Below are 24,574 nucleotides of genomic sequence, written 5' to 3' on the forward strand. Positions count from 1 at the left end.
GATTGCTCGGGTAAGGATCAGTACCGGTAGTGTTCGGCCTTGAACGGACCCTGCTGCTTGACGCCGATATAGGAGGCCTGTTCCTCCGAGAGCTCGGTCAGCTTGGCGCCGAGCTTGGTGAGATGCAGGCGCGCCACCTTCTCGTCGAGCTGCTTCGGCAGCACGTAGACCTCGTTCTTGTACTGATCGCCCTTGGTGAAGAGCTCGATCTGCGCCAGAACCTGGTTGGAGAAGGATGCCGACATGACGAAGGACGGATGTCCGGTGGCGTTGCCGAGATTGAGCAGGCGGCCTTCCGAAAGCAGGATGATGCGGTTGCCCTTCGGGAACTCGATCAGATCGACCTGCGGCTTGACGTTCGTCCACTTCAGGTTCCGAAGCGCCGAGACCTGAATCTCGTTGTCGAAATGGCCGATATTGCCGACGATCGCCATGTCCTTCATCGCGCGCATGTGCTCGATGCGGATGACGTCCTTGTTGCCGGTGGTGGTGATGAAGATGTCGGCGGACGATACGACGTCTTCGAGTTGGACGACTTCAAAGCCGTCCATGGCCGCCTGGAGGGCGCAGATCGGGTCGACTTCCGTGACCTTCACGCGTGCGCCGGCGCCGCTGAGCGAAGCCGCCGAGCCCTTGCCGACGTCGCCGTAGCCGCAGACCACCGCGACCTTGCCGGCCATCATCACGTCGGTGCCGCGGCGGATGCCGTCGACGAGCGATTCCTTGCAACCGTACTTGTTGTCGAACTTCGACTTCGTGACGCTGTCGTTGACGTTGATCGCCGGGAAGGGCAGCAGGCCCTTGGCCTGGAGCTGGTACAGGCGGTTGACGCCCGTGGTCGTTTCTTCCGTCACGCCCTTGATCGCGTCACGCTGCTTGGTGAACCAGCCCGGTGTCGCGGCGAGGCGCTTCTTGATCTGCGCGAAAAGGATCTCTTCTTCTTCGGAGCCCGGATTCGTCAGAATGTTCTCGCCGGCCTCGGCGCGGGCGCCGAGCAGGATGTACATGGTCGCGTCGCCGCCGTCGTCGAGAATCATGTTCGAGACGCCGCCGTCGGCCCATTGGAAGATCTTGTCGGTGTAGGTCCAGTATTCCTCCAGCGTCTCGCCCTTGACGGCGAAGACGGGTACGCCGCTTGCAGCGATGGCGGCGGCAGCGTGGTCCTGGGTCGAGAAGATGTTGCACGAGGCCCAGCGCACTTCGGCACCGAGCGCAACCAGCGTCTCGATCAGCACGGCGGTCTGGATGGTCATGTGGAGCGAGCCAGTGATGCGGGCGCCCTTCAGCGGCTTCGATGCGCCGAACTCCTCGCGGCAGGCCATCAGGCCCGGCATTTCCGTTTCGGCGATGGCGATTTCCTTGCGGCCGAAGTCGGCAAGCCCGATGTCGGCGACGATATAGTCCTGAGTTGCGCTCATGAAGTTCTCCAGGCTGATCCTAGGGCCGCGCGGCCACATGGCCGTTTGGCGGCATGACAGTGCCTCCCGCGATCGCGGGCAGCGTGCCTTCCGTCTATCAGGAAACCCCGTGGAGGGCAACCGACATATAAAGAGGTCTTTATATGTTTATATCGGTCACATCTCTTCGCCGAACTTGTCGCGAACCAGCGTATCCAGCGCGTTGAGCGCTTCTTCGGCCTGAGCGCCGCTGGCGGTGACGAAGACCGAGCAGCCGGTGCTGGCCGCCAGCATCATCAGCCCCATGATCGAGGTCCCGCCGACGGTCATGCCGTCCTTGGAGACGGTGATCTCCGCGTCGAAGGTCTCGACGGTCTGCACGAATTTCGCGGAGGCACGCGCATGCAGGCCGCGTTTGTTGACGATGAGCAGTTCGCGCGTCAGAGCCGTGTCGGGGCGGTGATCCATCATTTTCCACTCAGAACCCGACTGGCGACGTTGATGTATTTGCGCCCCGCCTCGGAGGCTTCCACCAGCGCCTTGTCCATGTCGCTTTCACCGCGCACGCCTGCGAGCTTGATCAGCATCGGCAGGTTGACGCCGGCGATGACCTCGACGCTGCCGCCGCGCATCACCGAAATGGCGAGATTCGAAGGGGTGCCGCCGAACATATCCGTCAGGATGATGACGCCGTCGCCTTGATTGGCCTTCTCGACGGCGTCGAGGATATCCTGACGCCGCTGATCCATGTCGTCCTCGGGGCCTATGCAGACGGTCTCGATAGCTTTTTGCGGACCGACGACATGCTCCAAAGCATGCCGAAACTCATCCGCCAGCTTGCCATGAGTGACAAGCACAAGTCCGATCATGGGTATCTTTGCTCCAACTGCATATGCAACTCGTTGATGGCCAGATATCGCAATGCAGCAATTTCGTCCACCTGTTGGGGGCGCCATCTTGGCAAGGAAAAGGCGAAGTGCAAGCCAAAAATGCCGAAAAAGCAGCCGCACTGCCTTTCGATAAGGCTAAAGTCCTACATTTTCGGGCAGAAGGGCGGCGAGCGCGTCGAGCGGCGACAGCGGCCCCTCGATGGGGAGGCGCAACAGCGGCAGATTTCGCCCGATCCCGAGCTGCAGCTCCTCCTCCTCCGGCGGCAGACGCGGCTCGAAGGGTGCCCTGACCGGCGCGATCGCCCAATCGAGAACACAGGCGGAGACGGTACCGACTTCCGCAATTCCGGATCCGCGGATTTCGAGGAGCCCGCGAATGGCGGCAGGGCAGCGCGCGACGATGCGCCCGTTCTCGAGCGTCAGATCCACGCGGTCGTCCGCGACGAGCGCGGCGAAGCGGCCCCGGCGTCTCACTTGCGAGAGGCAGGAAAGCGCGAGCGCCGACTTGCCCGAGCCGGACGGCCCTGTGATCAGCAGCCCGGTCGTGCCGAGAACGATCGCGGTTCCGTGGACATTGACGAAGGGCGCAGTCACGGGTGCGGCTCGGCGGGCAGCGAGAGAACGAAGCGGGCGCCGCCGATGTGGCCGTCCTTGCCGGCGATGTTCTCGGCTCTGAGCGTTCCGCCATGCGCCTCGGCGATCTGGCGCGAGATCGAAAGGCCGAGCCCCGAGTTCTGGCCGAAGTCCTCGCCCTCCGGCCGGTCGGTGTAGAAGCGCTCGAAGATACGGTCGATGTCCTCCGCCTGGATGCCCGGACCGTTGTCTTCGACATAGACGATGCAGCGCGATCGCGACCGGGTCAGCCGGACGACGATGCGGCCGTTCTGCTCGGAGACGAAGGAGCGGGCGTTTTCGATCAGGTTCGTGATGATCTGACCGATGCGCAGTTCGTAGCCGCTGACGATGAAGCTTGCGCGCGGGTTGTCCTTACGGTCGACGACGAAGTCGAGCAGCACCGGTTTCTTGCTGCCCCGGATCTGGCGTGAAATTTCGACGAGGTCGCCGAGCAGCTTTTCGAGGTCGACCTTCTTCGCGTCGGCGCGTGCAAGCTCCGCATCCAGACGCGAGGCGTCGGAGATATCACTGATCAGCCGGTCGAGCCGTCGCACGTCGTGCTGGATGACGTCCATCAGCCGCTTCTTCGATTCCTCGTTGCGCGCGAGCGGCAAGGTTTCGACCGCGCTGCGCAGCGACGTCAGCGGATTCTTGAGTTCGTGGCTCACATCGGCGGCGAAGTTCTCGATCGCCGCGATGCGGTCGTAGAGCGCGGTCGTCATTTCCCGGAGCGCCACGGAAAGATTGCCGATCTCGTCCTGGCGGGATGAGAAGTCCGGGATCTCCTCCCGTTCCTTGGCGCCGCCGCGGCGCACGCGGATGGCCGCGGCCGAAAGCCGCCGCAGCGGGTTGGCGATCGTCGACGAGAGAAGCAGCGAGAGTATGACGTTGACCAGCGCCGCCACGCCGAAAACGCGGATGATCGCCAGCCGTTCTGCATGGACGATCTTGTCGATGTCGCCGGCCTGGGTGGAGAGGAGGAGCACACCGAGGACCGCGCGGAAGCGCTGTACCGGAACGGCAACCGAAACGATCAGCTCGCCCTTCTCGGTCACGCGCACCACGGCGCCGCGCACGCCGGTCAGGGCGTTCATCACCTCCGGATAGATCGAGCCGTTGCCGCCGGGCGGCTCCTTGTAGAGCGGCAGGTCGCCCGGCTGCAGCAGCCGGTTGAACCAGGTGCCGAACTCATCGGCGAGGCTCGGACTTTCCGGATCGACCGGCGGCAGGTCGAAACGAAGCACCTGTCCGCCGCTATAGAGGTGGCGCGAATCGAGCAGCAGGTCGGCATCGGCATCGAAGAGGCGAGCGCGCGTGCGCGTCGGCGAGATCAGTCTTCTCAAGACCGGCGCCACGCGTTCCTGAATGATCGGGAATTCGAGATCTTCGTCGCTCGGCAGCGGCGTGATGCTTTCGCCGGCCTGCAATTCGAGCAGCTTTTCCGGATCGATGGTGATCGAATTGGTGTCCACCGAGGCGGAGGCCGAGATGGCGCCGGCGATGATCTCGCCCTGCGTCAGAAGGCTCTCCACCCGGGCGTCGATCAGACCTTCCCGGAACTGGTTGAGATACATGATCCCGCCGACGAGGACCACGAGCGCCACCAGGTTGAAGAAGACGATGCGCCGCGTGAGGCTTGAGAAGACCGCATTGCCGAACAGGCGCCGGATCAGCGTAAAGGGATGCGCCCATCGCCGCTGCCCGCGCAGCGTCGATGCCCGTCCTTCCGCTTCTTCGATATCGCCCTGCAAGACTTCTACCAAGTCTCCCGCTCCCGCGACGCGACCTTCGCTTCTGCCCGCGTCGCCTGTCGCATTCGCCCGTTCCCGCGATGCCCTACGCCAGCCGGCGCTGCTGCGCAAGCGCTAGCAAGGGAGGTACGGGCGGCAGCGCTCCGGCGACGAGTGATCCGCAATCCGCCGGCTCGCTCCCTCAGGCCGTTTCGCGGAAACGATAGCCGACGCCGTAGAGCGTCTCGATCATGTCGAAGTCGTTGTCGACCATCTTGAACTTCTTGCGAAGCCGCTTGATGTGGCTGTCGATCGTGCGGTCGTCGACATAGACCTGTTCGTCATAGGCGGCATCCATCAGCGCGTCGCGGCTCTTCACCACGCCGGGTCGCTGCGCCAGTGCGTGCAGGATGAGGAACTCCGTGACGGTCAGCGTGACAGATTCGTTCTTCCAGGTGCAGGTATGCCGCTCCTGGTCCATGACGAGCTGGCCCCGTTCGAGCGAACGGGAAGGCGTGTCGGCATTCTTCACCGGTCCGGCGCCTCCGGCCGCAGCCTCCCGGTTGGCCGCGCGACGCAGGATGGCCTTGACGCGCTCCACCAGGAGGCGCTGAGAGAAGGGCTTGGTGATGAAGTCGTCGGCGCCCATCTTCAGACCGAAGAGCTCGTCGATCTCCTCGTCCTTCGATGTGAGGAAGATGACGGGCAGGTCGGACTTCTGTCTCAGCCGCCGCAACAGCTCCATGCCGTCCATGCGGGGCATCTTGATGTCGAAGATAGCGAGCTGCGGCGGACGCGCCAGCAGACCCTCCAGCGCCGATGCGCCGTCCGTATAGGTTTCGACCTTGTAGCCCTCGGCTTCCAGCGCGATGGACACGGACGTCAGGATGTTGCGGTCGTCATCGACAAGCGCGATGGTCTGCATCTTATTCTACTCCGTTTCGAGGCCCGATTGCCGAGACGCTTCGAGATGCGTTGCAAGAATCGCGGCAACCGCGAGTCACGGCCGCGTTAATTGAGTATAAAGGTGGAACAAATTGTGGCGAAGTGCAAAAGCACCTGATCCGGTTCCCCCGCAGCCGGCCCCGCCGGTGGGTTTCCGGAAGCTGCGATTCAACCGATTAAAAAATGCATATTTTTCTTTAAATCGATTAATATACTGAATTCATTATTGTTTTAGAATTGACTATCTTGTCTTGCATCGGCCTTGCCGGTATGTTCCGACGAAATTCAACGCCAATGGCCAACCACGAAGGAAGCTTGACCATGGATGAGCTCGGGAGCCGCAATCCCTCTATCGGACTGGAATCGATCGGATTTTCCGACCTCTCGGTCGTCCGCTACAACTTCGAGGCGCCGCAGCTTTACGAAGAAGCCCTGGCCCGCGGTGAAGCCGAACTGACGGTCCATGGAGCGCTTTGCGCCCGCACCGGCCAGCACACGGGCCGCTCGCCCAAGGACAAGTATGTCGTGCGCGACGCCAACACCGCCGACCAGATCTGGTGGGACAACAACAGCGCGATTTCGCCGGAGCATTTCGAGCGTCTTCGTCAGGACATGCTCGCCCATGCCAAAGGCATGTCGCTCTACGTCCAGGACCTCGTCGGCGGTGCCGACCCGGAGAACGCGCTACCGACGCGCGTCGTCACCGAGTTCGCCTGGCACTCGCTGTTCATCCGCAATCTGCTGATCCGCCCGGAGCGCGAGGAGCTTCCGTCTTTTCAGCCGAAGCTGACGATTATCGACCTGCCGAGCTTCAAGGCCGATCCCGCACGCCACGGCTGCCGCAGCGAGACGGTCATCGCCTGCGACCTGACAAACGGCCTCGTGCTGATCGGCGGCACGTCCTATGCGGGCGAGATGAAGAAGTCGGTTTTCACCGTCCTCAATTACCTGCTGCCCAAGAAGTCGGTGATGCCGATGCACTGCTCGGCCAATGTCGGACCTGCCGGTGACACGGCGATCTTCTTCGGCCTCTCGGGCACCGGCAAGACGACGCTCTCCGCCGATCCGAACCGCACTCTGATCGGTGACGACGAGCACGGCTGGAGCGAAAAGGGCGTCTTCAATTTCGAGGGCGGCTGCTATGCCAAGGCGATCCGCCTGTCGGAAGCGGCAGAGCCCGAGATCTTTGCGACGACGCGCCGCTTCGGTACGGTGATGGAGAACGTCGTCCTCGACGAGCGGCGCCTTCCTGACTTCGACGACGGTTCGCTGACGGAGAACACCCGCTGCGCCTATCCGCTGCACTTCATTCCGAACGCCAGCAAGACCGGCACGGCGCCGCAGCCGCGCACGATCATCATGCTGACGGCGGACGCCTTCGGGGTTTTGCCGCCGATCGCCAAGCTGACGCCGGAACAGGCCATGTATCACTTCCTCTCCGGCTACACCGCCAAGGTCGCCGGTACCGAAAAGGGCGTGACGGAGCCGGAGGCGACTTTCTCGACCTGCTTCGGCGCTCCGTTCATGCCGCGCCATCCGTCCGAATACGGCAATCTTCTCAAGGACCTCATCGCCAGGAACGGCGTCACCTGCTGGCTCGTCAACACCGGCTGGACCGGCGGCGCCTTCGGCACGGGAAGCCGCATGCCGATCAAGGTGACGCGCGCGCTTCTTTCGGCGGCTCTCGACGGCTCGCTGAACAGCGCCTCGTTCCGCACGGATGCGAATTTCGGCTTCGCGGTGCCGGTGTCGGTACCGGGGGTCGAGGCCGGCATTCTCGACCCGCGCTCGACCTGGGCGGATGGTGTGGCTTATGACGCCCAGGCACGGCGACTCGTCGACATGTTCATCGCCAACTTCGCCAAGTTCGAGCGCCACGTCGACGGCAGCGTGCGCGACGCAGCCCCGGGCGCGAGGGTGGCCGCCGAATAATCCGGTCTTTTGCCATGATTCACGTGAAACCCGGCTGCCTACGGCCGGGTTTTGCATTTGCGGCCGGTTTTCAAGCATGCGATAGAAACGGCCGAGGAAGATCCATGGCAAGCGAACCGCTTTACATCAACGAAAACATCGTGATCGCCGGATGGGAGCTCACGGAGCAATTCGTGCTGGCCGGCGGACCGGGTGGACAGAACGTCAACAAGGTCTCGACGGCCGTCCAGCTCTTCTTCGACGTGCAGGCTTCGCCGTCCCTGCCGGAGCGCGTCAAGGCCAACGCCTTGAAGCTCGCCGGACGGCGCGCCTCGAAGGAGGGCGTCCTTATGATCGAAGCCAATCGCTTCCGCAGTCAGGAACGCAACCGCGAGGACGCCCGCGAGCGGCTGAAGGAGCTGATCCTGAAGGCGGCGGAACCACCGCCCCCGCCGCGCAGGAAGACGAAGCCGACGCGCGGATCGATCGAACGCCGGCTGAAGGAGAAATCCGGCCGTTCCGAAATCAAGAAGCTGCGCGGCCGCCCCGGCGGCGACTGACCGCGCCCGAAAGTTGCGCCCGCGCCCTTGTCTTTTGCCCGCAACCGCACTCTCTTATCCGCTGACGCATGTCGCCAAGCCGTACGGCGGTCGTGGGGAAGACGACATGTGCAGGCTCCAGCCGCGCGAGAGAGGAGACAAGCATGGGTTTGTTCGATTTTATCAAGAATGCGGGAAAGAAGCTCGGAATCGGCGGCGACGACACGCCGCCCGATGCGGCAAGCGTCGAAAAGGAGCTCGCGTCCCATGATCTCGGCACCAAGGACGTCAAGGTCGACGTCGTGGACGACAAGGTCGTGCTGAAGGGTGTCGTCAAGGACCAGTCCACCTTCGAGAAGGCGGTCGTGGCGGTCGGCAATACGCTCGGCATATCCAAGGTCGAGGCATCCGAGCTCAAGGTCGCCGACGGCGTCGCCGCGCCGGCCGAGGCGAAGGCCCCGGTCTTCTACACCGTGAAGAAGGGCGACAATCTCTGGAAGATCGCCGAGGCCCATTACGGCAAAGGCAAGGGCGCCAAGCACACGGCGATCTTCGAAGCGAACAAGCCCATGCTCACCCATCCCGACAAGATCTATCCGGGCCAGGTGCTGCGCATCCCCGATCTGGATGCCGGCTGAACGAAGGCTGTTTCGGGTCGATCCCGACCCCGGTGAGCGCTATGTACCTGTCATCTCCCGCCGGATCTGCTGACGGGAGGATTCGATCGATGCCGTATGACAGGATGCCGCCAATGCTTGTGCTGCCGAAAGGGGTGAGACACATTCCCGGTTTTCTCGACCGTTCGCGCCAGCAGGAACTGGTCGAGGCCGTCCGCGCCGTCGTCGCGGAGGCTCCGCTCTTCGCGCCCGCGATGCCGAAGACCGGCAAACCCCTGTCCGTGCGCATGACCAATTGCGGCGCGCTCGGCTGGGTCACCGACCGCGAGCGCGGCTACCGCTACCAGGCGACGCATCCGGTCACCGGCAAGCCATGGCCGCCGATTCCACACATGCTGCAGGACATCTGGAATGCCGTGGCCGGAAGCGACAAGTCCCCCGAGGCCTGTCTGGTGAATTTCTACTCGGCAGAGGCGCGCATGGGGCTCCACCAGGACCGGGACGAGCGCGATCTCGAGACTGCCGTCGTTTCGATCTCGCTCGGCGACGACTGCCTTTTCCGCGTCGGCGGCCGCACACGCGGCGGACAGACCGTGTCGTTCAGGCTCGAAAGCGGCGACGTCGTCGTGCTCGGCGGCGAAGGACGGCTCGCCTTCCACGGCGTCGACCGCATCTATCCGAACACGTCGACGCTCCTGAGGAGCGGCGGCCGGCTCAATCTGACGCTGCGAAGGGTCAATCCTTGAAGCTTCGCCCCGTCCGAAGCGGTTCCTTTCCCGCAGGCGGCGCGGTTCCCCTCAAAGCTTCCTGAGCGCCACCGTCTGCGTCAGGTGGTTGGGGCCCTTCTGCAGGATGAGATCGGCGCGCGGCCGCGTCGGCAGAATGTTCTGATGCAGGTTCTTCAGATTGATATTGTGCCAGAGGCCCTCGGCGATCGCGCGCGCCGCATCCTCGCTGATCGTCGCATAGCGATGGAAGAAGGATTGCGGGTTCTGGAATGCGGTTTCGCGCAGTCGCATGAAGCGGTTCACGTACCAGCTGTGGATCAGGCTCTCCTCGGCATCGATATAGATCGAAAAGTCGAAGAAATCCGAGACCATCGGCACGATCTTGCCGTCGGCCGGCAGATCGCGCGACTGCAGCACGTTTATCCCCTCGAAAATGAGGATGTCCGGCCGGTCGATCACCTGGAACTGGTCGGGGATCACGTCATAGGTCAGGTGCGAATAGGTAGGAGCCTTGACGTTCGGCCGGCCCGCCTTGATCGCCGAGAGGAATCTGAGCAGCGCGCCGATATCGTAGCTCTCGGGAAATCCCTTGCGATCCATCAGGTTTTCCCGCTGGAGAACCGCATTCGGATAAAGGAAGCCGTCGGTGGTGACGAGGTCGACCTTCGGGCTCGAGGGCCAGCGCGCGAGAAGCTCCGCAAGGATGCGCGCCGTCGTCGACTTGCCGACGGCGACCGAGCCGGCGACACCGATGACGAAGGGCGTCTTCGTCTCGTTCGACATGCTCAGGAAGCGGGTGCGCTGCCTGAAGAGGATCTGCGACGCTTCCACATGGGCGGAGAGGAGCCGTGAGAGCGAGAGATAGATCCGTCGCACCTCGTCGAGATCGACCGGATCGTTGAGCGAGCGCAGGCGCTGCACCTCGTCGGCCGTCAGCGTCAGCGGCGTGTCGGCGCGAAAGCGCGACCATTCCTCCGCGGAGAAGACGTGATAGGGCGAATATTCGCCCCCCTGGAGATTGCCCGGAATGTCGGCCGGTTCGATGTCTTCCGCGGCGATGCTCATGGATTCTGCCGGTTCGCCTTTTCCTGCAGGCCGGATTGGCTCGTCCGCCTGGCCAGTTCGCTCATCACATCCTGCAACGGGACGGCGGCGATATTCAATACGACCATAAGATGATAGAGGAGATCGGCACTCTCATCGACCAGATTCTTCCGGTCCTCGCCGATCGCGGCGATGACCGTTTCCACCGCCTCTTCGCCGAGCTTCTTGGCAGCCTTCGTCTGCCCGGCCGCCACCAGCTTGGCGGTCCAGGACTCCTCCGGCGCCGCCCGAGCGCGGGACGCCACGATCTTCTCCAGGTCGGAAAGGGTGAAGTCGGTCATTATCGGATCCCTTCTCGTTGACAGCGCCGCCTCAATCAAGCCGCATGGCGATGCCGTGCTCGGCCATGTGGCGCTTCGCCTCGCCGATGCTGTAGGTGCCGAAGTGGAAAATCGAGGCGGCGAGCACGGCAGTCGCATGGCCGTCGCGGATGCCCTCGACCATGTGGTCGAGCGTGCCCACGCCGCCGGAGGCGATGACGGGAGCGCGTACCGCATCGGCGATCGCCCGTGTCAGGCTGATGTCGTAGCCGCTCTTCGTACCGTCTCGGTCCATGGAGGTGAGAAGGATTTCGCCGGCGCCGAGTTCGACGACCTTTTGCGCAAATTCGATCGCGTCGATGCCTGTCGGTTGCCGCCCGCCATGGGTAAAGATCTCCCAGCGGTGCGTCTCGCCTTGCGCCGAGACTTTCTTGGCGTCGATGGCGACGACGATGCACTGGTCGCCGAACTTGTCGGCGGCTTCCGCGACGAATTCCGGATTCTTCACCGCCGCCGTGTTGATCGACACCTTGTCGGCGCCGGCAAGCAGGAGCTTGCGGATGTCCGCCACCTGGCGCACGCCGCCGCCGACGGTGAGCGGCATGAAGCATTGCTCCGCGGTGCGGGCGACGACGTCGAAGATCGTTTCGCGATTGTCGGAAGAGGCGGTGATGTCGAGGAAGCAGAGCTCGTCGGCCCCGGCCGCGTCATAGGCGCGTGCCGCCTCCACCGGGTCCCCGGCGTCGATCAGATCCACGAAGTTCACGCCCTTGACGACGCGGCCATCCTTCACGTCGAGGCAGGGGATTACACGGGCTTTAAGGGTCATCGCATCTTCCCCTTTCTTGCTTCGCGGATCAGATCCAGAGCTTCCTTCGGATCGATCCGGCCGTCATAAAGCGCCCGACCGGAGATCGCGCCTTCGAGCTTTTGCGCATCCGGTTCGGTCATGCGGCGGATGTCGTCCATCGAGGCGAGGCCGCCCGAGGCGATGACCGGGATTGAAACCGCGTCCGCGAGTTCGAGCGTCGAGGCCCAGTTGATGCCGGTCAGGATGCCGTCACGGTCGATGTCGGTATAGATGATCGCCGCGACGCCCGCGCCCTCGAACTTCCTGGCAAGTTCGATCACCCCGAGCTCGGACGCTTCCGCCCATCCCTCGACGGCGACCTTGCCGCCCTTCGCATCGATGCCGACCGCGACCCGTCCCGGGAACTTGCTGCAGGCTTCGATCACCAGGGCGGGATCGCGCACCGCGACGGTACCGAGGATGACGCGCTTCAGCCCGCGCGAAAGCCAGTTCTCGATATGCTCCAGCGTGCGGATGCCGCCGCCGAGCTGCACCGGGTTCTTCGTCGCCTTGAGGATGGCGTCGACCGCCGCACCGTTGACGGTCTCCCCGGCAAAGGCGCCGTTCAGGTCGACCACGTGCAGCCATTCGAAACCCTGCTCCTCGAAGGCGCGCGCCTGGGCGGCCGGGTCGGGATTATAGACTGTCGCCTGCTCCATGTCGCCGAGCTTCAGGCGCACGCATTGCCCGTCCTTGAGGTCGATCGCGGGAAAGAGGATCATTTGTTCGTCCGATCAGAAATGACGCGGCAGCCTCAGGGCTTCCAGCGCAGGAAATTCGAGATGAGGGCGAGGCCGAGCGCCTGGCTCTTTTCCGGATGGAACTGCGAGCCCGCCTTGTTGTCGCGCGCGACGAAGGCCGTCACCGGGCCGCCATAGTCCGCCTCCGCCACCACGTCTTCGGCACGCTCCGCCGCGAGGTGATAGGAATGGACGAAATAGGCGTGCAGACCGTTCTCGCCGGTCGGAATGCCGTCGAAAAGGGCGTGCGCGCGCTTGAGATCAAGCGTGTTCCAGCCGATCTGGGGGATCTTGAGCGAGCGGTCCTCGGGCGTCATCTCGACGACATCGCCGGGGATCCAGCCGAAACCCTTCGTCACCGTCTTTTCGAGTCCGCGCGACGACATGAGCTGCATGCCGACGCAGATGCCGAAGAAGGGGCGGCCAGCTTTCTCGACCGCCTCCGTCAGCGCTTCCTCCATGCCCTCCACGGCGGCGAGGCCGCGGCGGCAGTCGGCATAGGCGCCGACGCCCGGCAGCACGATCCGATCGGCCGTGGCCACCCGTTCCGGCCTGTCGGTGAGATCGATTTCGGCCGCGATGCCGGCCTCGCGGGCGGCGCGCTCGAAGGCCTTGGTGGCCGAGCGCAGGTTGCCGGATCCGTAGTCAATGATGGCGACCCGCATCAGCGCTCTCCATAGGATTCAAAAAAGCCGAGCCCGGCGGCGGCGCCCGGCCGTCCCGTAGCGGACCTGTCGGTCGACGGCATGGGAGCTGCATCTCCTGCATGGGCGGACGGCCCGGCGTTCGAATAATAGATTTCTTCGGCCGTCTCGAGATCGCGTGCCGGAACGACCGAACGAAACGTCCAGTCGCGTGCCGAGAGCTTGCGGGCGATGAGAAGCGGGCCTTCGAGCGACACGATGAGACCGAGCGCCAGATGGACGAGCAGCGCTGCGCTGAAGCCGCCGGGCACCGATGCCGCAAGAAGCAACAGGAACTGCAGAACGGAAACGAAGATTCCGATGAGCCACGCGCGTTTGACGATGAGCCACGGACCGGGGAAGAAGAAGGCGGTCCAGGAAAATCCGTCGGCGATGAACCGCGCCCTTTCGTCGTCGGCCGGTGCGCCGGGCGGGGTCATGATCAGGTAGGAGGCCATGGTCTTTAAACCAGATATTGGCCGGCTCAGGCGAGCGTCCCCTTGGTCGAGGGGACGCGTCCCGCCTGGCGCGGATCGATTTCGGTTGCCGTGCGGAGCACGCGGGCGACGGACTTGAAGCAGGTCTCGGCGACATGATGGTTGTTGGCGCCGTAGATGTTCTGCACATGCAGCGTGATCCCGGCATGCTGGGCGAGCGCCTGGAAGAATTCGCGCACGAGTTCGGTGTCGAAGCTGCCGATCTTCGGCGACGTGAAGGTCACGTTCCAGACGAGGAAGGGCCGGCCGGAGACGTCGACGGCGGCGCGCGTCATCGTCTCGTCCATGGCGAGGTCTATGGAGCCATAGCGGGTGATGCCGCGGCGATCGCCGAGCGCCTTGGCCAGCGCCTGTCCGATGGCGATGCCGGTGTCCTCGACGGTGTGGTGATCATCGACATGGAGGTCGCCCTCCGCCTTGATCTCCATGTCGATCAGCGAATGGCGCGAGAGCTGGTCCAGCATATGGTCGAAGAAACCGACGCCGGTCGCGATCTTCGATACGCCCGTTCCGTCGACATTGACCGAGACGGATATGGCGGTTTCATTCGTCTTTCGCGAAACTTGGCCGGTGCGGCTCGGCGTCACGTCTGCCATCAGGCTCTCCTGTCTGCACTCTCCGATGACTTTGGGCCAGCCGGCCTATCGGAGCAACATCGTTTTCGGGCGTCGCGGAGAGGGGCGACAAAGCCCACCTTCGATCTTCGCATTCCGTCACAGAGCCGCTCCTTATCAGGGGAGGCATGAAATATCCAGAACTGCGACGGAGATTCGGTGCGCCGCGGCGACGTGAAAACGAAAGCCGCCTGGGCGCGCGTTCGCGCATTTGCAATCGCGCGGCTGCGACTTACATAGGCCTCAGGCAACCAGGCTCATCGCGAGCCGCATCCCCCCGGCTCGCCGGGCCCAAAGGTACTTTCATGAGCGAACACAATCCTTACGGAACGATGCATGCGACCACCATCATCACGGTGCGCAAGGGCGGCAAGGTGGTAATGGCGGGTGATGGCCAGGTGAGCCTCGGCCAGACGGTTATGAAGGGCAATGCCCGCAAGGTCCGCCGCCTGTCGAAGGGCGACGTGATTGCAGGCTTCGCCGGCGCGACGGCGGACGCCTTCACGCTTCTGGAACGGCTGGAGGCGAAGCTCGAGCAATATCCCGACCAGCTGATGCGCGCGGCCGTAGAGCTCGCCAAGGACTGGCGTACCAACAAGTACCTGCGCAATCTCGAGGCGATGATGCTGGTTGCCGACCGGACGGTGACGCTGGCGATCACCGGCAACGGCGACGTTCTCGAGCCCGAGCACGGGACGATCGCCATCGGTTCGGGCGGCAACTATGCCTTTGCCGCGGCGAGGGCGCTCATGGACAGCGACAAGTCGGCCGAGGAGATCGCCCGCCGCGCGCTGGAGATCGCCGGCGACATCTGCGTCTACACCAACCACAACGTCGTCGTGGAGACGCTGGATGCGGAATGAGCCGGCAGAGGTCAGCTTCGAGCCGGTGGCCGAGGGCCACCTGCCGATGCTCCTCGCCTGGCTTTCCGAGCCGCATGTCCGGCAGTGGTGGGGCGATCCCGATGTCGAACTCGGGCTGATACGGGACGGTTGCGCGAAGGGTGAGGTCGACGGTTTCGTCTTTCGTGTGAAGGGGGAGCCGGCCGGCTATATCCAGTCCTGGATCCCGTCGGAATATGACGAGGAGCCCTGGGCCAAGGACCTGTCGGGCGACACGCCCGGCGTCGACATCTTCATCGGCCCGCCCGAAATGACAGGCAAAGGCGTCGCCGCCATGGCGCTCAGAGCCTTTGCCGCAAGACTGTTCGAAAGCGGCGCCGCGCGCATCGTCATCGACCCCGACGCCGGCAACCGCCGCGCCGTCCGAGCCTATGCGAAGGCCGGTTTCGTACCTTTTGGCGAATGGATAGACGAGTCCGGTCGAACCCTCCTGATGGAGCTCGAGCGGACGGAATTTGAGAGGAATCGATGAGCAACTTTTCACCCAGGGAAATCGTGTCGGAGCTCGACCGCTACATCATCGGCCAGAAGGACGCGAAGCGCGCGGTTGCCATTGCGCTGCGCAACCGCTGGCGCCGCCAGCAGCTCGACGACGAGCTGCGCGACGAGGTCATGCCCAAGAATATCCTGATGATCGGTCCGACCGGCGTCGGCAAGACGGAGATTTCCCGTCGCCTCGCCAAGCTCGCCGGCGCGCCCTTCGTCAAGGTGGAGGCAACGAAGTTCACGGAAGTCGGCTATGTCGGCCGCGACGTGGAGCAGATCGTTCGCGATCTCGTCGAGGTCGGCATCAGCCTCGTGCGGGAGAAAAGGCGCGCCGAAGTGAAGGCGAAGGCTCATCAGAACGCCGAGGAGCGCGTTCTCGACGCGCTGGTCGGCACTACCGCCTCGCCGGCAACCCGCGATTCCTTCCGCAAGAAGCTGCGCGCCAACGAGCTCGACGACAAGGAGATCGAGGTCGATGTCGCCGAAACCGGCTCGCCCGGCGGCGCCTTCGAGATCCCGGGAATGCCGGGCGCCAATATCGGCGTCCTCAACCTTTCGGAAATGTTCGGCAAGGCACTCGGCGGCCGGACCAAGAAAATCAAGACGACGGTCAAGGACTCCTATGCGCTCCTGGTAAACGACGAGTCCGACAAGCTGCTCGACAACGAGCAGATCCAGCGTGAGGCGGTGGCGGCGGCGGAAAATGACGGCATCGTCTTCCTCGACGAGATCGACAAGATCGCCACCCGCGAAGGCGGCATCGGTGCCGGCGTGTCGCGCGAAGGCGTGCAGCGCGACCTGCTGCCGCTGGTCGAAGGCACGACGGTGGCGACGAAATACGGGCCGGTGAAGACCGATCACATCCTCTTCATCGCCTCCGGCGCGTTCCACGTCGCAAAACCGTCGGACCTTTTGCCGGAGCTGCAGGGGCGCCTGCCGATCCGCGTCGAGCTTAGGGCCCTCACCAAGGAGGATTTCCGCCGCATTCTGACCGAGACGGAGGCGAGCCTCATCCGCCAGTACAAGGCGCTGCTCGAGACGGAGGGCGTTGCCCTCGACTTCACCGAGGACGCGATCGACGCGCTGGCGGAGGTCGCGGTCCAGCTCAACGCCAATGTCGAGAACATCGGCGCGCGCCGCCTGCAAACCGTGATGGAGCGTGTGCTCGACGATGTCTCCTTCAACGCGCCCGATCGCGGAGGCCAGGGCGTCACGATCGATGCCGATTACGTTCGCCGGCATGTCGGGGATCTGGCGGCCAATACCGACCTGTCGCGCTACATCCTCTGACGCCCGACCTCCGTCGAGGCCAGCCGATCACCGAATTGTGGGGCGCCTGTCACTCGACAGGCGCCTCCGTTTTCTCTAGATCGATCAGCAGCCGTTAAGAATTAAGGCATCATTCCGACATGATTCTGCCTTAGGGGCGCGCCGGAACCGGCGGGGTCCGCCGGCTTCTTGGAAGAGTCTACAGGAAAACTGATAGTGCGCCTCACCGCCTGCATGCTCGTGATCTTCACATTTTGCCTCGCCGCCGGTCCTTCGGCTGCGAGCGGGATACTCATCGTCCCGCAGGGCAATCGCCACGTCGAGCAGCCGGGCGTTCCGGGCGCCTCGGTACGCCGCACCAAAGCCGGCCGCACATCCTTCGACGCGAAATACGAGAAGGTGCGCGAGCTTCTTGCCACCGACCGCAAGCTCGTCGGCAAGATCAAGTCGGTCGCCGGCGCCTACGGCATCGCGCCCATTCACATGGTCGGGGCGATCGTCGGCGAACACACCTACAATGTCGACGCCTATGACCGGCTGCAATCCTATTACGTCAAGGCGGCCGCCTATGCGGGCGACAGCTTCCAGTTCGGCTATCAGGGCGAGTCCATCGCCGAATTCGTCGAGCGGCCCCAATTTGCCGAATGCGCCGGCAAGAAAGGCTCCTACGCGCTCTGGACCTGCCGCGAGCGGGTCTGGGACAGCCAGTTCCGCGGGCATACCGTGGCCGGCAAATCCTTCCCGAACAACCGCTTCAGCGCCGTCTTCTTCCAGCCGTTCTTCGCCGGGCAGACCTTCGGTCTCGGCCAGATCAATCCGCTGACCGCATTGATGCTGACGGATATGGTGTCGCGCGTTTCCGGTTATGAGCGCCTCGACGAAAACAATGCCGCAGGCGTCTATGAGGCGATCATGGACCCGGACGTGTCGCTTGCCTATATGGCCGCCTCCATCCGGCATTCGATCGATGCCTATCGCACGATTGCGGGCATGGATATCTCCGGCAATCCGGGCCTGACGGCAACGCTCTACAATGTCGGCAATCCGGATGCGCGTGCGGCCGCGCTTGCGGCAAAGAACCAGGGGGGCGAGGTCTACTGGCCGGAGGAGAACTATTACGGCTGGCTCGTCAACGACAAACTGGCAGAGCTCGAAAGCCTTTTGTGATCCTTTATCGCCCGGCGGCGGAATCATCGCGATTCACGTGAAGCATTTTCTTGATTGCGCCGTAAAAAACTGGAACGGTACGCGACCAGAGCATTCCGCAATTCCGGACTGAGAACCGCTGCGCACTTTTCCTGGAATTGCTCTGGGAAAGGCATACACATGGATACGCGACCGGAGCCATTCGAGCCGCCCGCGCCCGTCCCGCGCACCGGCATCCCCTCGCGGCTCGAGATCATCCGCACGGTTCTGCGAAACCCGCTCGAGCTCTGGGGCGAGCCTTCCTACACGCTTCCCTGGATCGAGACGAAGTTCATCAATCAGCGGACGCTTATCGTCAACGATCCCGGCCTCATCCGCTATATCCTCGTCGAGAACGCCGCCAACTACGAAATGTCGAATGTCCGGCGGCTGATCCTGCGCCCGATCCTGCGCGACGGCCTCCTGACGGCGGAAGGAGAGGTCTGGAAACGGTCGCGTAAGGCGATGGCGCCGGTCTTCACGCCAAGGCACGCAAAAGGCTTTGCCGGCCAGATGCTTCGCGTTTGCGAGGCCTTCGTCGGCCGCTACGCGGGTGCTTCATCGGAACCCTTCGTCACCAATGTCGCCGTGGACATGACGGAACTCACCTTCGAGATCCTGGCCGAGACCCTCTTTTCCGGCGAGATCGCCGTCGAAAAGCAGGGCTTCGCCGCCAATGTCGAGGAATTGCTGCATCGAATGGGGCGCGTCGATCCGATGGACCTCCTGGTTGCGCCGAGCTGGGTTCCGCGACTGACCCGCATCGGTGGCCGGAAAGTGCTCGACCGTTTCCGCGGCGTCGTTTCCGAGACGATGTCTCTGCGCCGGCGACGGATGGCGGAAGCGCCCGGCGAGGTCCCGAACGACTTTCTGACCCTGCTTCTGCAGTTGGAAGGTCCGGATGGGCTTACGACCTCCGAGATCGAGGACAATATTCTCACCTTCATAGGTGCCGGCCACGAGACCACGGCACGGGCGCTCGCCTGGTGTTTCTATTGCGTCGCCAATACGCCCGCCTATCGCGAGACGATGGAACAGGAGATCGATTCGGTTCTTGCAAGCGGCGCCGATCCGGTCGACTGGCTCGGGCGCATGCCGCATGTGCTTGCCGCCTTCGAGGAGGCGTTGAGGCTTTATCCGCCAGCGCCATCCATCAACCGCGCCGCGATCGAGGAGGATGCGTGGACTTCCCCGGAAGGCGAGCGCGTGCCGATCCGCAAGGGAATATCGGTGCTGGTCATGCCCTGGACGCTCCACCGGCATGCGCTCTACTGGCAGAAACCCCGCGCCTTCATGCCGGAGCGCTTCCTTCCGGAAAACCGGGACAAGATCAACCGCTTCCAGTACCTGCCCTTCGGCGCTGGCCCGCGCATCTGCATCGGCGCGACCTTCGCGCTGCAGGAGGCGGTTATCGCGCTTGCCGTGCTCATGCACCGCTTCCGCTTCGACCTGACGGACGAGACGCATCCCTGGCCTGTTCAAAGGCTGACGACGCAGCCGAGGGGTGGCTTGCCGATGAAGGTGTCTGCCCGGGTGAAGTAGGGCCCCCGTTGGTGGGATACGCCCGCCGTCAGACACGGAAACGTCGTTGTCGCGCGATGGTTTTTTCCAAGAATATGTCCTATCACCGGACAGACCCTTCCGGACCCTCATCATTGGACTGAGCAGAAATTGACCCCGCATCTTCTCCTCGGCATCGACACCGGCGGCACCTACACCGACGCCGTCCTTTTCAGCGAAGCTACCGGCGTCGTCGCCAAGGCCAAGGCGCTGACGACCCGCCACGACCTGGCCGAGGGCGTTTCCGGCGCGGTGGAGGCGGTGCTCGCGAAGGCGAGAGTGCCGGTTTCGGCCATCAGCCTCGTGTCGCTCTCGACGACGCTTGCCACCAATGCGCTGGTCGAAGGCCAGGGCGGCCGTGCCGGTCTGATCATGATCGGTTTTGCTCCCGAAGACCTGAAGCGCGACGGCCTTCAGGAAGCGCTCGGATCCGATCCCGTTCTGTTCCTTCCCGGCGGCCACAACGTCCATGGAGGCGAGACGCCGCTCGACATGAGTGCGCTCGACGCGGCGCTGCCGGCACTCGGCTCTCAGGTGTGGTCCTTCGCCATCGCCGGTTATTTCGCCGTGCGCAACCCGGACCACGAGAAGCGCGTGCGCGATCGCATCCGCGAGGTCTCGCACCTGCCGGTCACCTGCAGCCATGAGCTTTCCTCCAAGCTCGGCGGCCCGCGCCGGGCGCTGACGACGCTTCTGAATGCGCGCCTCGTCTCGATGATCGACCGGCTGATCGGTTCGTGCGAAGACTTCCTCAAGGCCCGCGGCATCGACGTGCCGATGATGGTGGTGCGCGGCGACGGTGCGCTGATCTCGGCCGCCGAAGCGCGGCTGCGCCCGATCGAGACGATCCTTTCCGGGCCGGCCGCGAGCCTCGTCGGTGCTCGCTATCTGACCGGCTTGGACAACGCCGTCGTCTCCGATATCGGCGGCACGACGACCGACGTAGCCGTACTCGAAAAGGGCCGCCCGCGACTCGATGCGGAGGGCGCGGTCGTCGGAGGCTTTCGCACCATGGTCGAGGCGGTCGCCATGCGCACCTACGGCCTCGGCGGCGACTCCGAGGTGAAGATCAACGACCGCGGCCTCAAGGCCAAGCTCGATCTCGGGCCCCGCCGGTTCCTGCCCTTGAGCCTGGCCGCGGCCCTGCACGGCGACGCGGTCCTGTCGGTGCTCGAAAGGCAGTTGCGGGCGCCTCATGCCGGCCGGCATGATGGACGCCTGGCGGTCCGCACCGGCTTGCCCGACCACCTGGCGAGCGGGCTTCAGCCGCAGGAGCAGGCACTCTACGGCCGCATCGGCATGGTGCCGGTGGCGCTTGCGGACCTGCTCGTCAGCACGCCGCAGAAGGCAACGCTCGACCGGCTCGTGGCGCGCGGACTGGTGCATATCTGCGGGCTCACCCCCTCGGACGCAATGCATGTTCTCGGACGGCAGGCGCAGTGGAACGGCGAGGCCGCACGCCTGGGCCTCGAGATCGCCGCCCGCACCAAGGACGGATCGGGACAGCCTGTCGCCGCCTCCGTCGAAGCTCTCGCGCAGTTGATCGTCGACCGGCTGACGCGACAATCCTCTGAAGCCATCCTGCAAGCCTGTCTCAGCGAGGACGGCGCCGCCATCGACCCCGCCGCCTCACTTGCCGTCGACCGGGCGCTGAAACGGGAACCGGGCATCGTGCGCTTTTCGATCAGCCTCGACCGGCCGCTTGTCGGTCTCGGCGCCTCTGCGCCGGTCTATTACCCCGCCATCGCCGAAATGCTTTCCACCGAGGCCGCGATCCCGGCGGAGGCAGATGTGGCAAACGCCGTCGGCGCGGTTGTCGGTCAGGTGCGGGCAACGATCACCGTCTTCGTGACGACGCCGGAAGAAGGCATTTTCATCGTCAACGGTGCGGGCGCGAGCGAACGCTTCGTCGATCAGCAGGAAGCTTTCGGCGTCGCCCGACGGCGCGCCGAAATGATGGCCCTGGAGAGCGCCCGCGCCAACGGTGCAGAAGAACCCGCCGCGGTGCTTCGGGAAGAGATCGACGCGCCGGAGGTCGAAGGCAGCCGCAAGCTGATCGAGGCACGCTTCATCGCCTCGGCAAGCGGCCGGCCCCGTATCGCGCATCACGCGTCTTGACCTTTTCCATTCCGGAAACAATTCTTCGCATCCTTGCGGAATTGACAGGGAATGCGTTGATGAGAGAGTGTCCGCGCATGTGAGCGGGCCCAAAGCGCTTTTCCTTCCGGGCGCCGCTTCTATCTATGGCAATGGGAATACTGAATCAGGAGCTGTGGCATGGACCGCGTTGAGAAATATGGATTACAGATCGATGCGGGGCTCCACCGCTTTCTGGTCGAAGAGGCGATGCCGGGCACCGGGGTCGAGGCGGAGCGGTTCTTTTCCGCCTTCTCGGATCTCGTTCACGATCTCGGACCGAAAAACCGGACCCTTCTCGTCAAGCGCGACGAGATGCAGGCCAGGCTCGACGGCTGGTATCGCGAGCATGGTGCCCCGGTCGACATGGAAGCCTATGAAGCCTTCCTGCGGGAAATCGGCTACCTCCTGCCGGAAGGTCCCGATTTTTACGTCTCGACCGCAAATGTCGATTCCGAGATCGCGACGATCGCCGGGCCGCAGCTTGTCGTGCCGGTGATGAATGCGCGCTATGCGCTCAATGCCGCCAATGCCCGCTGGGGATCGCTCTACGACGCCCTTTACGGCACCGATGCGATAGCGGAGACCGACGGGGCCGAGCGCGGCAAGGGATACAATCCGAAGCGCGGTGCCGAGGTCATCGCCTGGGCGCGAGAATTTCTCGACGCGAGCGCTCCGCTGGCGGCCGGCCGCTGGAGCGATGCCGAATCGTTCTCGATTGAGGGAGCGACGCTGACCGTAACGCTTGCCGACGGCACGAAGAGCGCTCCGCGCAATTCCGTTCAGTTCGCCGGCTATGCTGGTGACCCCGCGGCGCCGTCCGAGATCGTTCTGCGTCGGAACGGCCTTCACGTCGTCATCGTCCTCGACGCAACGACACCCATCGGCAAGGCCGATGCAGCCGGCATATCCGACGTCGTCTTGGAATCGGCGATCACCACGATCATGGATTGCGAGGATTCGGTTGCGGCCGTCGACGCCGAGGACAAGGTGCTCGTCTACCGCAACTGGCTTGGGCTGATGAAAGGCGATCTCGAGGAGGAGGTGACCAAGGGCGGCAGGGCGTTCACCCGGAGGCTCAACCCCGACAGGGCCTATAAGGCTGCGGACGGCGCGACTCTGACACTGCCGGGCCGGTCGCTGATGCTGGTGCGCAATGTCGGGCACCTGATGACCAACCCCGCGATCCTCGACCGGGACGGCAAAGAGGTGCCGGAAGGCCTGATGGATGCCATGGTGACGGCGCTGATCGCACTCCACGACATCGGCCGGAACGGCCGGCGGGCGAATTCCCGCAGCGGCTCCATGTATGTGGTCAAGCCGAAAATGCACGGGCCGGAGGAAGTCGCCTTCGCCTGCGAGATTTTCGCCCGCGTAGAGGCGGCGCTCGGGCTTCCGGCCAACACGATGAAGATGGGAATCATGGACGAGGAGCGGCGGACGACCGTCAACCTCAAGGAATGCATCCGCGCCGCCCGCGAACGGGTCGTCTTCATCAATACCGGCTTCCTGGACCGCACCGGCGACGAAATCCACACCTCGATGGAAGCCGGCCCGATGATCCGCAAGGGCGACATGAAGCAGGCGCCATGGATATCGGCCTATGAGAACTGGAACGTCGATGTCGGTCTAGCGTGCGGGCTGTCGGGCCACGCCCAGATCGGTAAGGGCATGTGGGCGATGCCGGACCTGATGGCGGCGATGCTGGAGCAGAAGATCGCTCATCCGAAGGCGGGCGCGAACACGGCCTGGGTACCGTCGCCGACGGCCGCGACTCTGCACGCCACCCACTATCACCGCGTCAACGTCGCCGAAGTCCAGGCGGGCCTGAAGAGCCGCGCCCGCGCGAAGCTCGCCGATATCCTCTCCGTGCCGGTCGCCCCACGGCCGAACTGGACCGAGGAAGAAATCCAGCGCGAACTCGACAACAATGCGCAGGGCATTCTTGGCTATGTCGTGCGCTGGGTCGACCAGGGCGTCGGCTGCTCCAAGGTGCCGGACATCAACAATGTCGGCCTGATGGAGGACCGCGCGACGCTGCGCATCTCGGCGCAGCATATGGCGAACTGGCTGCATCACGGCATCGTCAGCGAAGCGCAGATCGTGGAGACAATGAAGCGCATGGCGGCGATCGTCGACGGGCAGAACGCCGGCGATCCGAATTACCAGCCCATGGCCGGGCGCTTCGACGAATCGATCGCCTTTCAGGCGGCGCTCGATCTCGTGCTCAAGGGCCGCGAGCAGCCGAACGGCTATACCGAGCCGGTCCTGCATCGCCGCCGGCTGGAGCTGAAGGCGAAGCAGCGGGCCTAGGGCCCGTTGCGATTTTAATGGCGTCGAAGCTCTGGTCGGTTTTGTCGGCACGCACGGTGATGCGCTTGAATTCCTCGCGTATCGACCGTGCGCCACTGCATGTTTCCTTTGATCGTGGCCGATCAATGGACAAAAACATCGAGCAGCTCAAAGGGTTACAGCGACCTTGGCGCGTCTCACAAGACGCGCGGCGCTGTAGAATACTCTTCGGAGGGCTGCAATCTCTCCTCCCCTCATCCCTGTGCTCGTCACAAGGATGAGAGCAGCGCCGCGTCTGCGGCGCGGAAGAGTTCTTTCAGCCCAAGGACTTGGTCTGGCTGGATTCCTGTGACAAGCACAGGAATGAGGGACCGGGGATGTGCGGCTACTACGACTTTAATTTGCGAATGTGCGAGATGGTCAAGCTGTGACGCAATGCCCTCGCCGCGTCCGCGGCGCGGGAAGCGTTCGGTCGGCCCAAGAACTTGGTCTGGCTGGATTCCTGTGACGAGCACAGGAATGAGGGGATCAACAAGGCGCGCCGTGCGTCCAAAGGGACGCACAAAGAACGCGCCAGCTTCTCGAATCGAGCGCAATCACGCTGCGACGGCAAAAAGAAAGGGC

The 24,574-nt window shown here is 63.9% G+C and carries 24 protein-coding genes; 11 read left to right on the plus strand and 13 right to left on the minus strand.

Annotated features, from left to right (window positions below):
* Window positions 1-17 precede the first annotated feature (17 nt).
* The 6 genes from ahcY to chvI form a co-directional block, all read right to left on the minus strand.
* Window positions 18-1,418 (minus strand): adenosylhomocysteinase, encoded by a 1,401-nt coding sequence (ahcY, locus tag BHD07_RS00110; protein ID WP_100672601.1) that lies wholly within the window; start codon window positions 1,416-1,418, stop codon window positions 18-20.
* 156 nt (window positions 1,419-1,574) lie between these two features.
* Window positions 1,575-1,868 (minus strand): HPr family phosphocarrier protein, encoded by a 294-nt coding sequence (locus BHD07_RS00115; protein ID WP_018098658.1) that lies wholly within the window; start codon window positions 1,866-1,868, stop codon window positions 1,575-1,577.
* On the minus strand, window positions 1,865-2,266 hold the full coding sequence (locus BHD07_RS00120; RefSeq protein WP_018098657.1) for a PTS sugar transporter subunit IIA: 402 nt from the start codon (window positions 2,264-2,266) through the stop codon (window positions 1,865-1,867). The genes BHD07_RS00115 and BHD07_RS00120 overlap by 4 nt, the downstream gene beginning before the upstream one ends.
* 156 nt (window positions 2,267-2,422) lie before the next feature.
* Window positions 2,423-2,881 carry an HPr kinase/phosphorylase gene (locus BHD07_RS00125; protein ID WP_100672600.1) on the minus strand — a complete coding sequence of 153 codons (459 nt, stop codon included), beginning with the start codon at window positions 2,879-2,881 and terminating at the stop codon, window positions 2,423-2,425.
* Window positions 2,878-4,611, minus strand: coding sequence for a two-component system sensor histidine kinase ChvG (gene chvG / locus BHD07_RS00130; protein ID WP_234704988.1), 1,734 nt, complete (start codon window positions 4,609-4,611; stop codon window positions 2,878-2,880). The genes BHD07_RS00125 and chvG overlap by 4 nt, the downstream gene beginning before the upstream one ends.
* 223 nt (window positions 4,612-4,834) lie before the next feature.
* Window positions 4,835-5,557, minus strand: a complete 723-nt coding sequence (gene chvI, locus BHD07_RS00135; protein ID WP_018098654.1) for a two-component system response regulator ChvI — start codon at window positions 5,555-5,557, stop codon at window positions 4,835-4,837.
* Window positions 5,558-5,898: 341 nt separating this feature from the next.
* Between chvI and BHD07_RS00140 the strand changes: the two genes are divergently transcribed.
* The 4 genes from BHD07_RS00140 (at window position 5,899) to BHD07_RS00155 (ending at window position 9,390) form a co-directional block, all read left to right on the plus strand.
* On the plus strand, window positions 5,899-7,509 hold the full coding sequence (locus BHD07_RS00140) for a phosphoenolpyruvate carboxykinase (protein ID WP_338276891.1): 1,611 nt from the start codon (window positions 5,899-5,901) through the stop codon (window positions 7,507-7,509).
* 104 nt (window positions 7,510-7,613) lie between these two features.
* Window positions 7,614-8,048: an alternative ribosome rescue aminoacyl-tRNA hydrolase ArfB gene (arfB, locus tag BHD07_RS00145; protein WP_100672599.1), complete on the plus strand. Its 435-nt coding sequence runs from the start codon at window positions 7,614-7,616 to the stop codon at window positions 8,046-8,048.
* 143 nt (window positions 8,049-8,191) lie between these two features.
* Window positions 8,192-8,665, plus strand: a complete 474-nt coding sequence (lysM, locus tag BHD07_RS00150; protein ID WP_338276893.1) for a peptidoglycan-binding protein LysM — start codon at window positions 8,192-8,194, stop codon at window positions 8,663-8,665.
* Window positions 8,666-8,778: 113 nt separating this feature from the next.
* Complete coding sequence (locus BHD07_RS00155; RefSeq protein WP_100672598.1) at window positions 8,779-9,390, plus strand: alpha-ketoglutarate-dependent dioxygenase AlkB; 612 nt, start codon at window positions 8,779-8,781, stop codon at window positions 9,388-9,390.
* Window positions 9,391-9,441: 51 nt separating this feature from the next.
* On the opposite strand, the gene coaA is transcribed toward BHD07_RS00155, so the two are convergent.
* From coaA to hisB, 7 genes are read right to left on the minus strand one after another with little or no spacing between them, the layout of a single operon-like run.
* Window positions 9,442-10,437, minus strand: coding sequence for a type I pantothenate kinase (coaA, locus tag BHD07_RS00160; protein WP_018098649.1), 996 nt, complete (start codon window positions 10,435-10,437; stop codon window positions 9,442-9,444).
* Window positions 10,434-10,757: a phosphoribosyl-ATP diphosphatase gene (locus tag BHD07_RS00165; protein ID WP_018098648.1), complete on the minus strand. Its 324-nt coding sequence runs from the start codon at window positions 10,755-10,757 to the stop codon at window positions 10,434-10,436. Before BHD07_RS00165 ends, coaA begins: the two co-directional genes overlap by 4 nt.
* Before the next feature lie 31 nt (window positions 10,758-10,788).
* Window positions 10,789-11,565, minus strand: a complete 777-nt coding sequence (hisF, locus tag BHD07_RS00170) for an imidazole glycerol phosphate synthase subunit HisF (RefSeq protein ID WP_100672597.1) — start codon at window positions 11,563-11,565, stop codon at window positions 10,789-10,791.
* Entirely contained in the window at window positions 11,562-12,308 is a 747-nt protein-coding gene (gene hisA / locus BHD07_RS00175) for a 1-(5-phosphoribosyl)-5-[(5-phosphoribosylamino)methylideneamino]imidazole-4-carboxamide isomerase (protein WP_275597075.1), read from the minus strand. The genes hisF and hisA overlap by 4 nt, the downstream gene beginning before the upstream one ends.
* Before the next feature lie 32 nt (window positions 12,309-12,340).
* Window positions 12,341-12,991 carry an imidazole glycerol phosphate synthase subunit HisH gene (gene hisH / locus BHD07_RS00180; RefSeq protein WP_100672595.1) on the minus strand — a complete coding sequence of 217 codons (651 nt, stop codon included), beginning with the start codon at window positions 12,989-12,991 and terminating at the stop codon, window positions 12,341-12,343.
* The gene (locus tag BHD07_RS00185; protein WP_100672594.1) at window positions 12,991-13,467 is read right to left on the minus strand and encodes a DUF2628 domain-containing protein; all 477 of its coding nucleotides are present in this window, start codon (window positions 13,465-13,467) and stop codon (window positions 12,991-12,993) included. The genes hisH and BHD07_RS00185 overlap by 1 nt, the downstream gene beginning before the upstream one ends.
* 26 nt (window positions 13,468-13,493) lie before the next feature.
* Window positions 13,494-14,102, minus strand: a complete 609-nt coding sequence (hisB, locus tag BHD07_RS00190) for an imidazoleglycerol-phosphate dehydratase HisB (RefSeq protein ID WP_338276901.1) — start codon at window positions 14,100-14,102, stop codon at window positions 13,494-13,496.
* Between the two features lie 323 nt (window positions 14,103-14,425).
* On the opposite strand from hisB, the gene hslV reads away from it, so the two are divergent.
* The 7 genes from hslV to BHD07_RS00225 all read left to right on the plus strand — a co-directional run bounded on the left by hslV (window position 14,426) and on the right by BHD07_RS00225 (window position 23,971).
* Window positions 14,426-14,983 carry an ATP-dependent protease subunit HslV gene (gene hslV / locus BHD07_RS00195; RefSeq protein ID WP_003531980.1) on the plus strand — a complete coding sequence of 186 codons (558 nt, stop codon included), beginning with the start codon at window positions 14,426-14,428 and terminating at the stop codon, window positions 14,981-14,983.
* Window positions 14,973-15,494, plus strand: coding sequence for a GNAT family N-acetyltransferase (locus BHD07_RS00200; RefSeq protein WP_100672592.1), 522 nt, complete (start codon window positions 14,973-14,975; stop codon window positions 15,492-15,494). The genes hslV and BHD07_RS00200 overlap by 11 nt, the downstream gene beginning before the upstream one ends.
* Window positions 15,491-16,798: an ATP-dependent protease ATPase subunit HslU gene (gene hslU / locus BHD07_RS00205; RefSeq protein ID WP_018098641.1), complete on the plus strand. Its 1,308-nt coding sequence runs from the start codon at window positions 15,491-15,493 to the stop codon at window positions 16,796-16,798. The genes BHD07_RS00200 and hslU overlap by 4 nt, the downstream gene beginning before the upstream one ends.
* 195 nt (window positions 16,799-16,993) lie before the next feature.
* Entirely contained in the window at window positions 16,994-17,944 is a 951-nt protein-coding gene (locus BHD07_RS00210) for a DUF1402 family protein (RefSeq protein WP_100672591.1), read from the plus strand.
* Window positions 17,945-18,103: 159 nt separating this feature from the next.
* Window positions 18,104-19,504 (plus strand): cytochrome P450, encoded by a 1,401-nt coding sequence (locus tag BHD07_RS00215; protein WP_100672590.1) that lies wholly within the window; start codon window positions 18,104-18,106, stop codon window positions 19,502-19,504.
* Window positions 19,505-19,633: 129 nt separating this feature from the next.
* Window positions 19,634-21,640: a hydantoinase/oxoprolinase family protein gene (locus BHD07_RS00220; RefSeq protein WP_338276923.1), complete on the plus strand. Its 2,007-nt coding sequence runs from the start codon at window positions 19,634-19,636 to the stop codon at window positions 21,638-21,640.
* A gap of 159 nt (window positions 21,641-21,799) precedes the next feature.
* Window positions 21,800-23,971: a malate synthase G gene (locus BHD07_RS00225; RefSeq protein WP_100672588.1), complete on the plus strand. Its 2,172-nt coding sequence runs from the start codon at window positions 21,800-21,802 to the stop codon at window positions 23,969-23,971.
* The last annotated feature ends 603 nt before the right edge of the window (window positions 23,972-24,574 follow it).

Source organism: Sinorhizobium sp. KGO-5 (genome assembly GCF_036245905.1).
GTDB classification, from domain to species: Bacteria; Pseudomonadota; Alphaproteobacteria; order Rhizobiales; family Rhizobiaceae; genus Sinorhizobium; species Sinorhizobium meliloti_A.

Coding starts and splice junctions, on each gene's coding strand:
- ahcY (WP_100672601.1), bottom strand. CDS start 1,418: ATGAGCGCAACTCAGGACTATATCGTCGCCGACATCGGGCTTGCCGAC.
- BHD07_RS00115 (WP_018098658.1), bottom strand. CDS start 1,868: ATGATGGATCACCGCCCCGACACGGCTCTGACGCGCGAACTGCTCATC.
- BHD07_RS00120 (WP_018098657.1), bottom strand. CDS start 2,266: ATGATCGGACTTGTGCTTGTCACTCATGGCAAGCTGGCGGATGAGTTT.
- chvI (WP_018098654.1), bottom strand. CDS start 5,557: ATGCAGACCATCGCGCTTGTCGATGACGACCGCAACATCCTGACGTCC.
- BHD07_RS00140 (WP_338276891.1), top strand. CDS start 5,899: ATGGATGAGCTCGGGAGCCGCAATCCCTCTATCGGACTGGAATCGATC.
- arfB (WP_100672599.1), top strand. CDS start 7,614: ATGGCAAGCGAACCGCTTTACATCAACGAAAACATCGTGATCGCCGGA.
- lysM (WP_338276893.1), top strand. CDS start 8,192: ATGGGTTTGTTCGATTTTATCAAGAATGCGGGAAAGAAGCTCGGAATC.
- BHD07_RS00155 (WP_100672598.1), top strand. CDS start 8,779: ATGCTTGTGCTGCCGAAAGGGGTGAGACACATTCCCGGTTTTCTCGAC.
- coaA (WP_018098649.1), bottom strand. CDS start 10,437: ATGAGCATCGCCGCGGAAGACATCGAACCGGCCGACATTCCGGGCAAT.
- BHD07_RS00165 (WP_018098648.1), bottom strand. CDS start 10,757: ATGACCGACTTCACCCTTTCCGACCTGGAGAAGATCGTGGCGTCCCGC.
- hisF (WP_100672597.1), bottom strand. CDS start 11,565: ATGACCCTTAAAGCCCGTGTAATCCCCTGCCTCGACGTGAAGGATGGC.
- hisA (WP_275597075.1), bottom strand. CDS start 12,308: ATGATCCTCTTTCCCGCGATCGACCTCAAGGACGGGCAATGCGTGCGC.
- hisH (WP_100672595.1), bottom strand. CDS start 12,991: ATGCGGGTCGCCATCATTGACTACGGATCCGGCAACCTGCGCTCGGCC.
- BHD07_RS00185 (WP_100672594.1), bottom strand. CDS start 13,467: ATGGCCTCCTACCTGATCATGACCCCGCCCGGCGCACCGGCCGACGAC.
- hisB (WP_338276901.1), bottom strand. CDS start 14,102: ATGGCAGACGTGACGCCGAGCCGCACCGGCCAAGTTTCGCGAAAGACG.
- hslV (WP_003531980.1), top strand. CDS start 14,426: ATGAGCGAACACAATCCTTACGGAACGATGCATGCGACCACCATCATC.
- BHD07_RS00200 (WP_100672592.1), top strand. CDS start 14,973: ATGCGGAATGAGCCGGCAGAGGTCAGCTTCGAGCCGGTGGCCGAGGGC.
- hslU (WP_018098641.1), top strand. CDS start 15,491: ATGAGCAACTTTTCACCCAGGGAAATCGTGTCGGAGCTCGACCGCTAC.
- BHD07_RS00215 (WP_100672590.1), top strand. CDS start 18,104: ATGGATACGCGACCGGAGCCATTCGAGCCGCCCGCGCCCGTCCCGCGC.
- BHD07_RS00225 (WP_100672588.1), top strand. CDS start 21,800: ATGGACCGCGTTGAGAAATATGGATTACAGATCGATGCGGGGCTCCAC.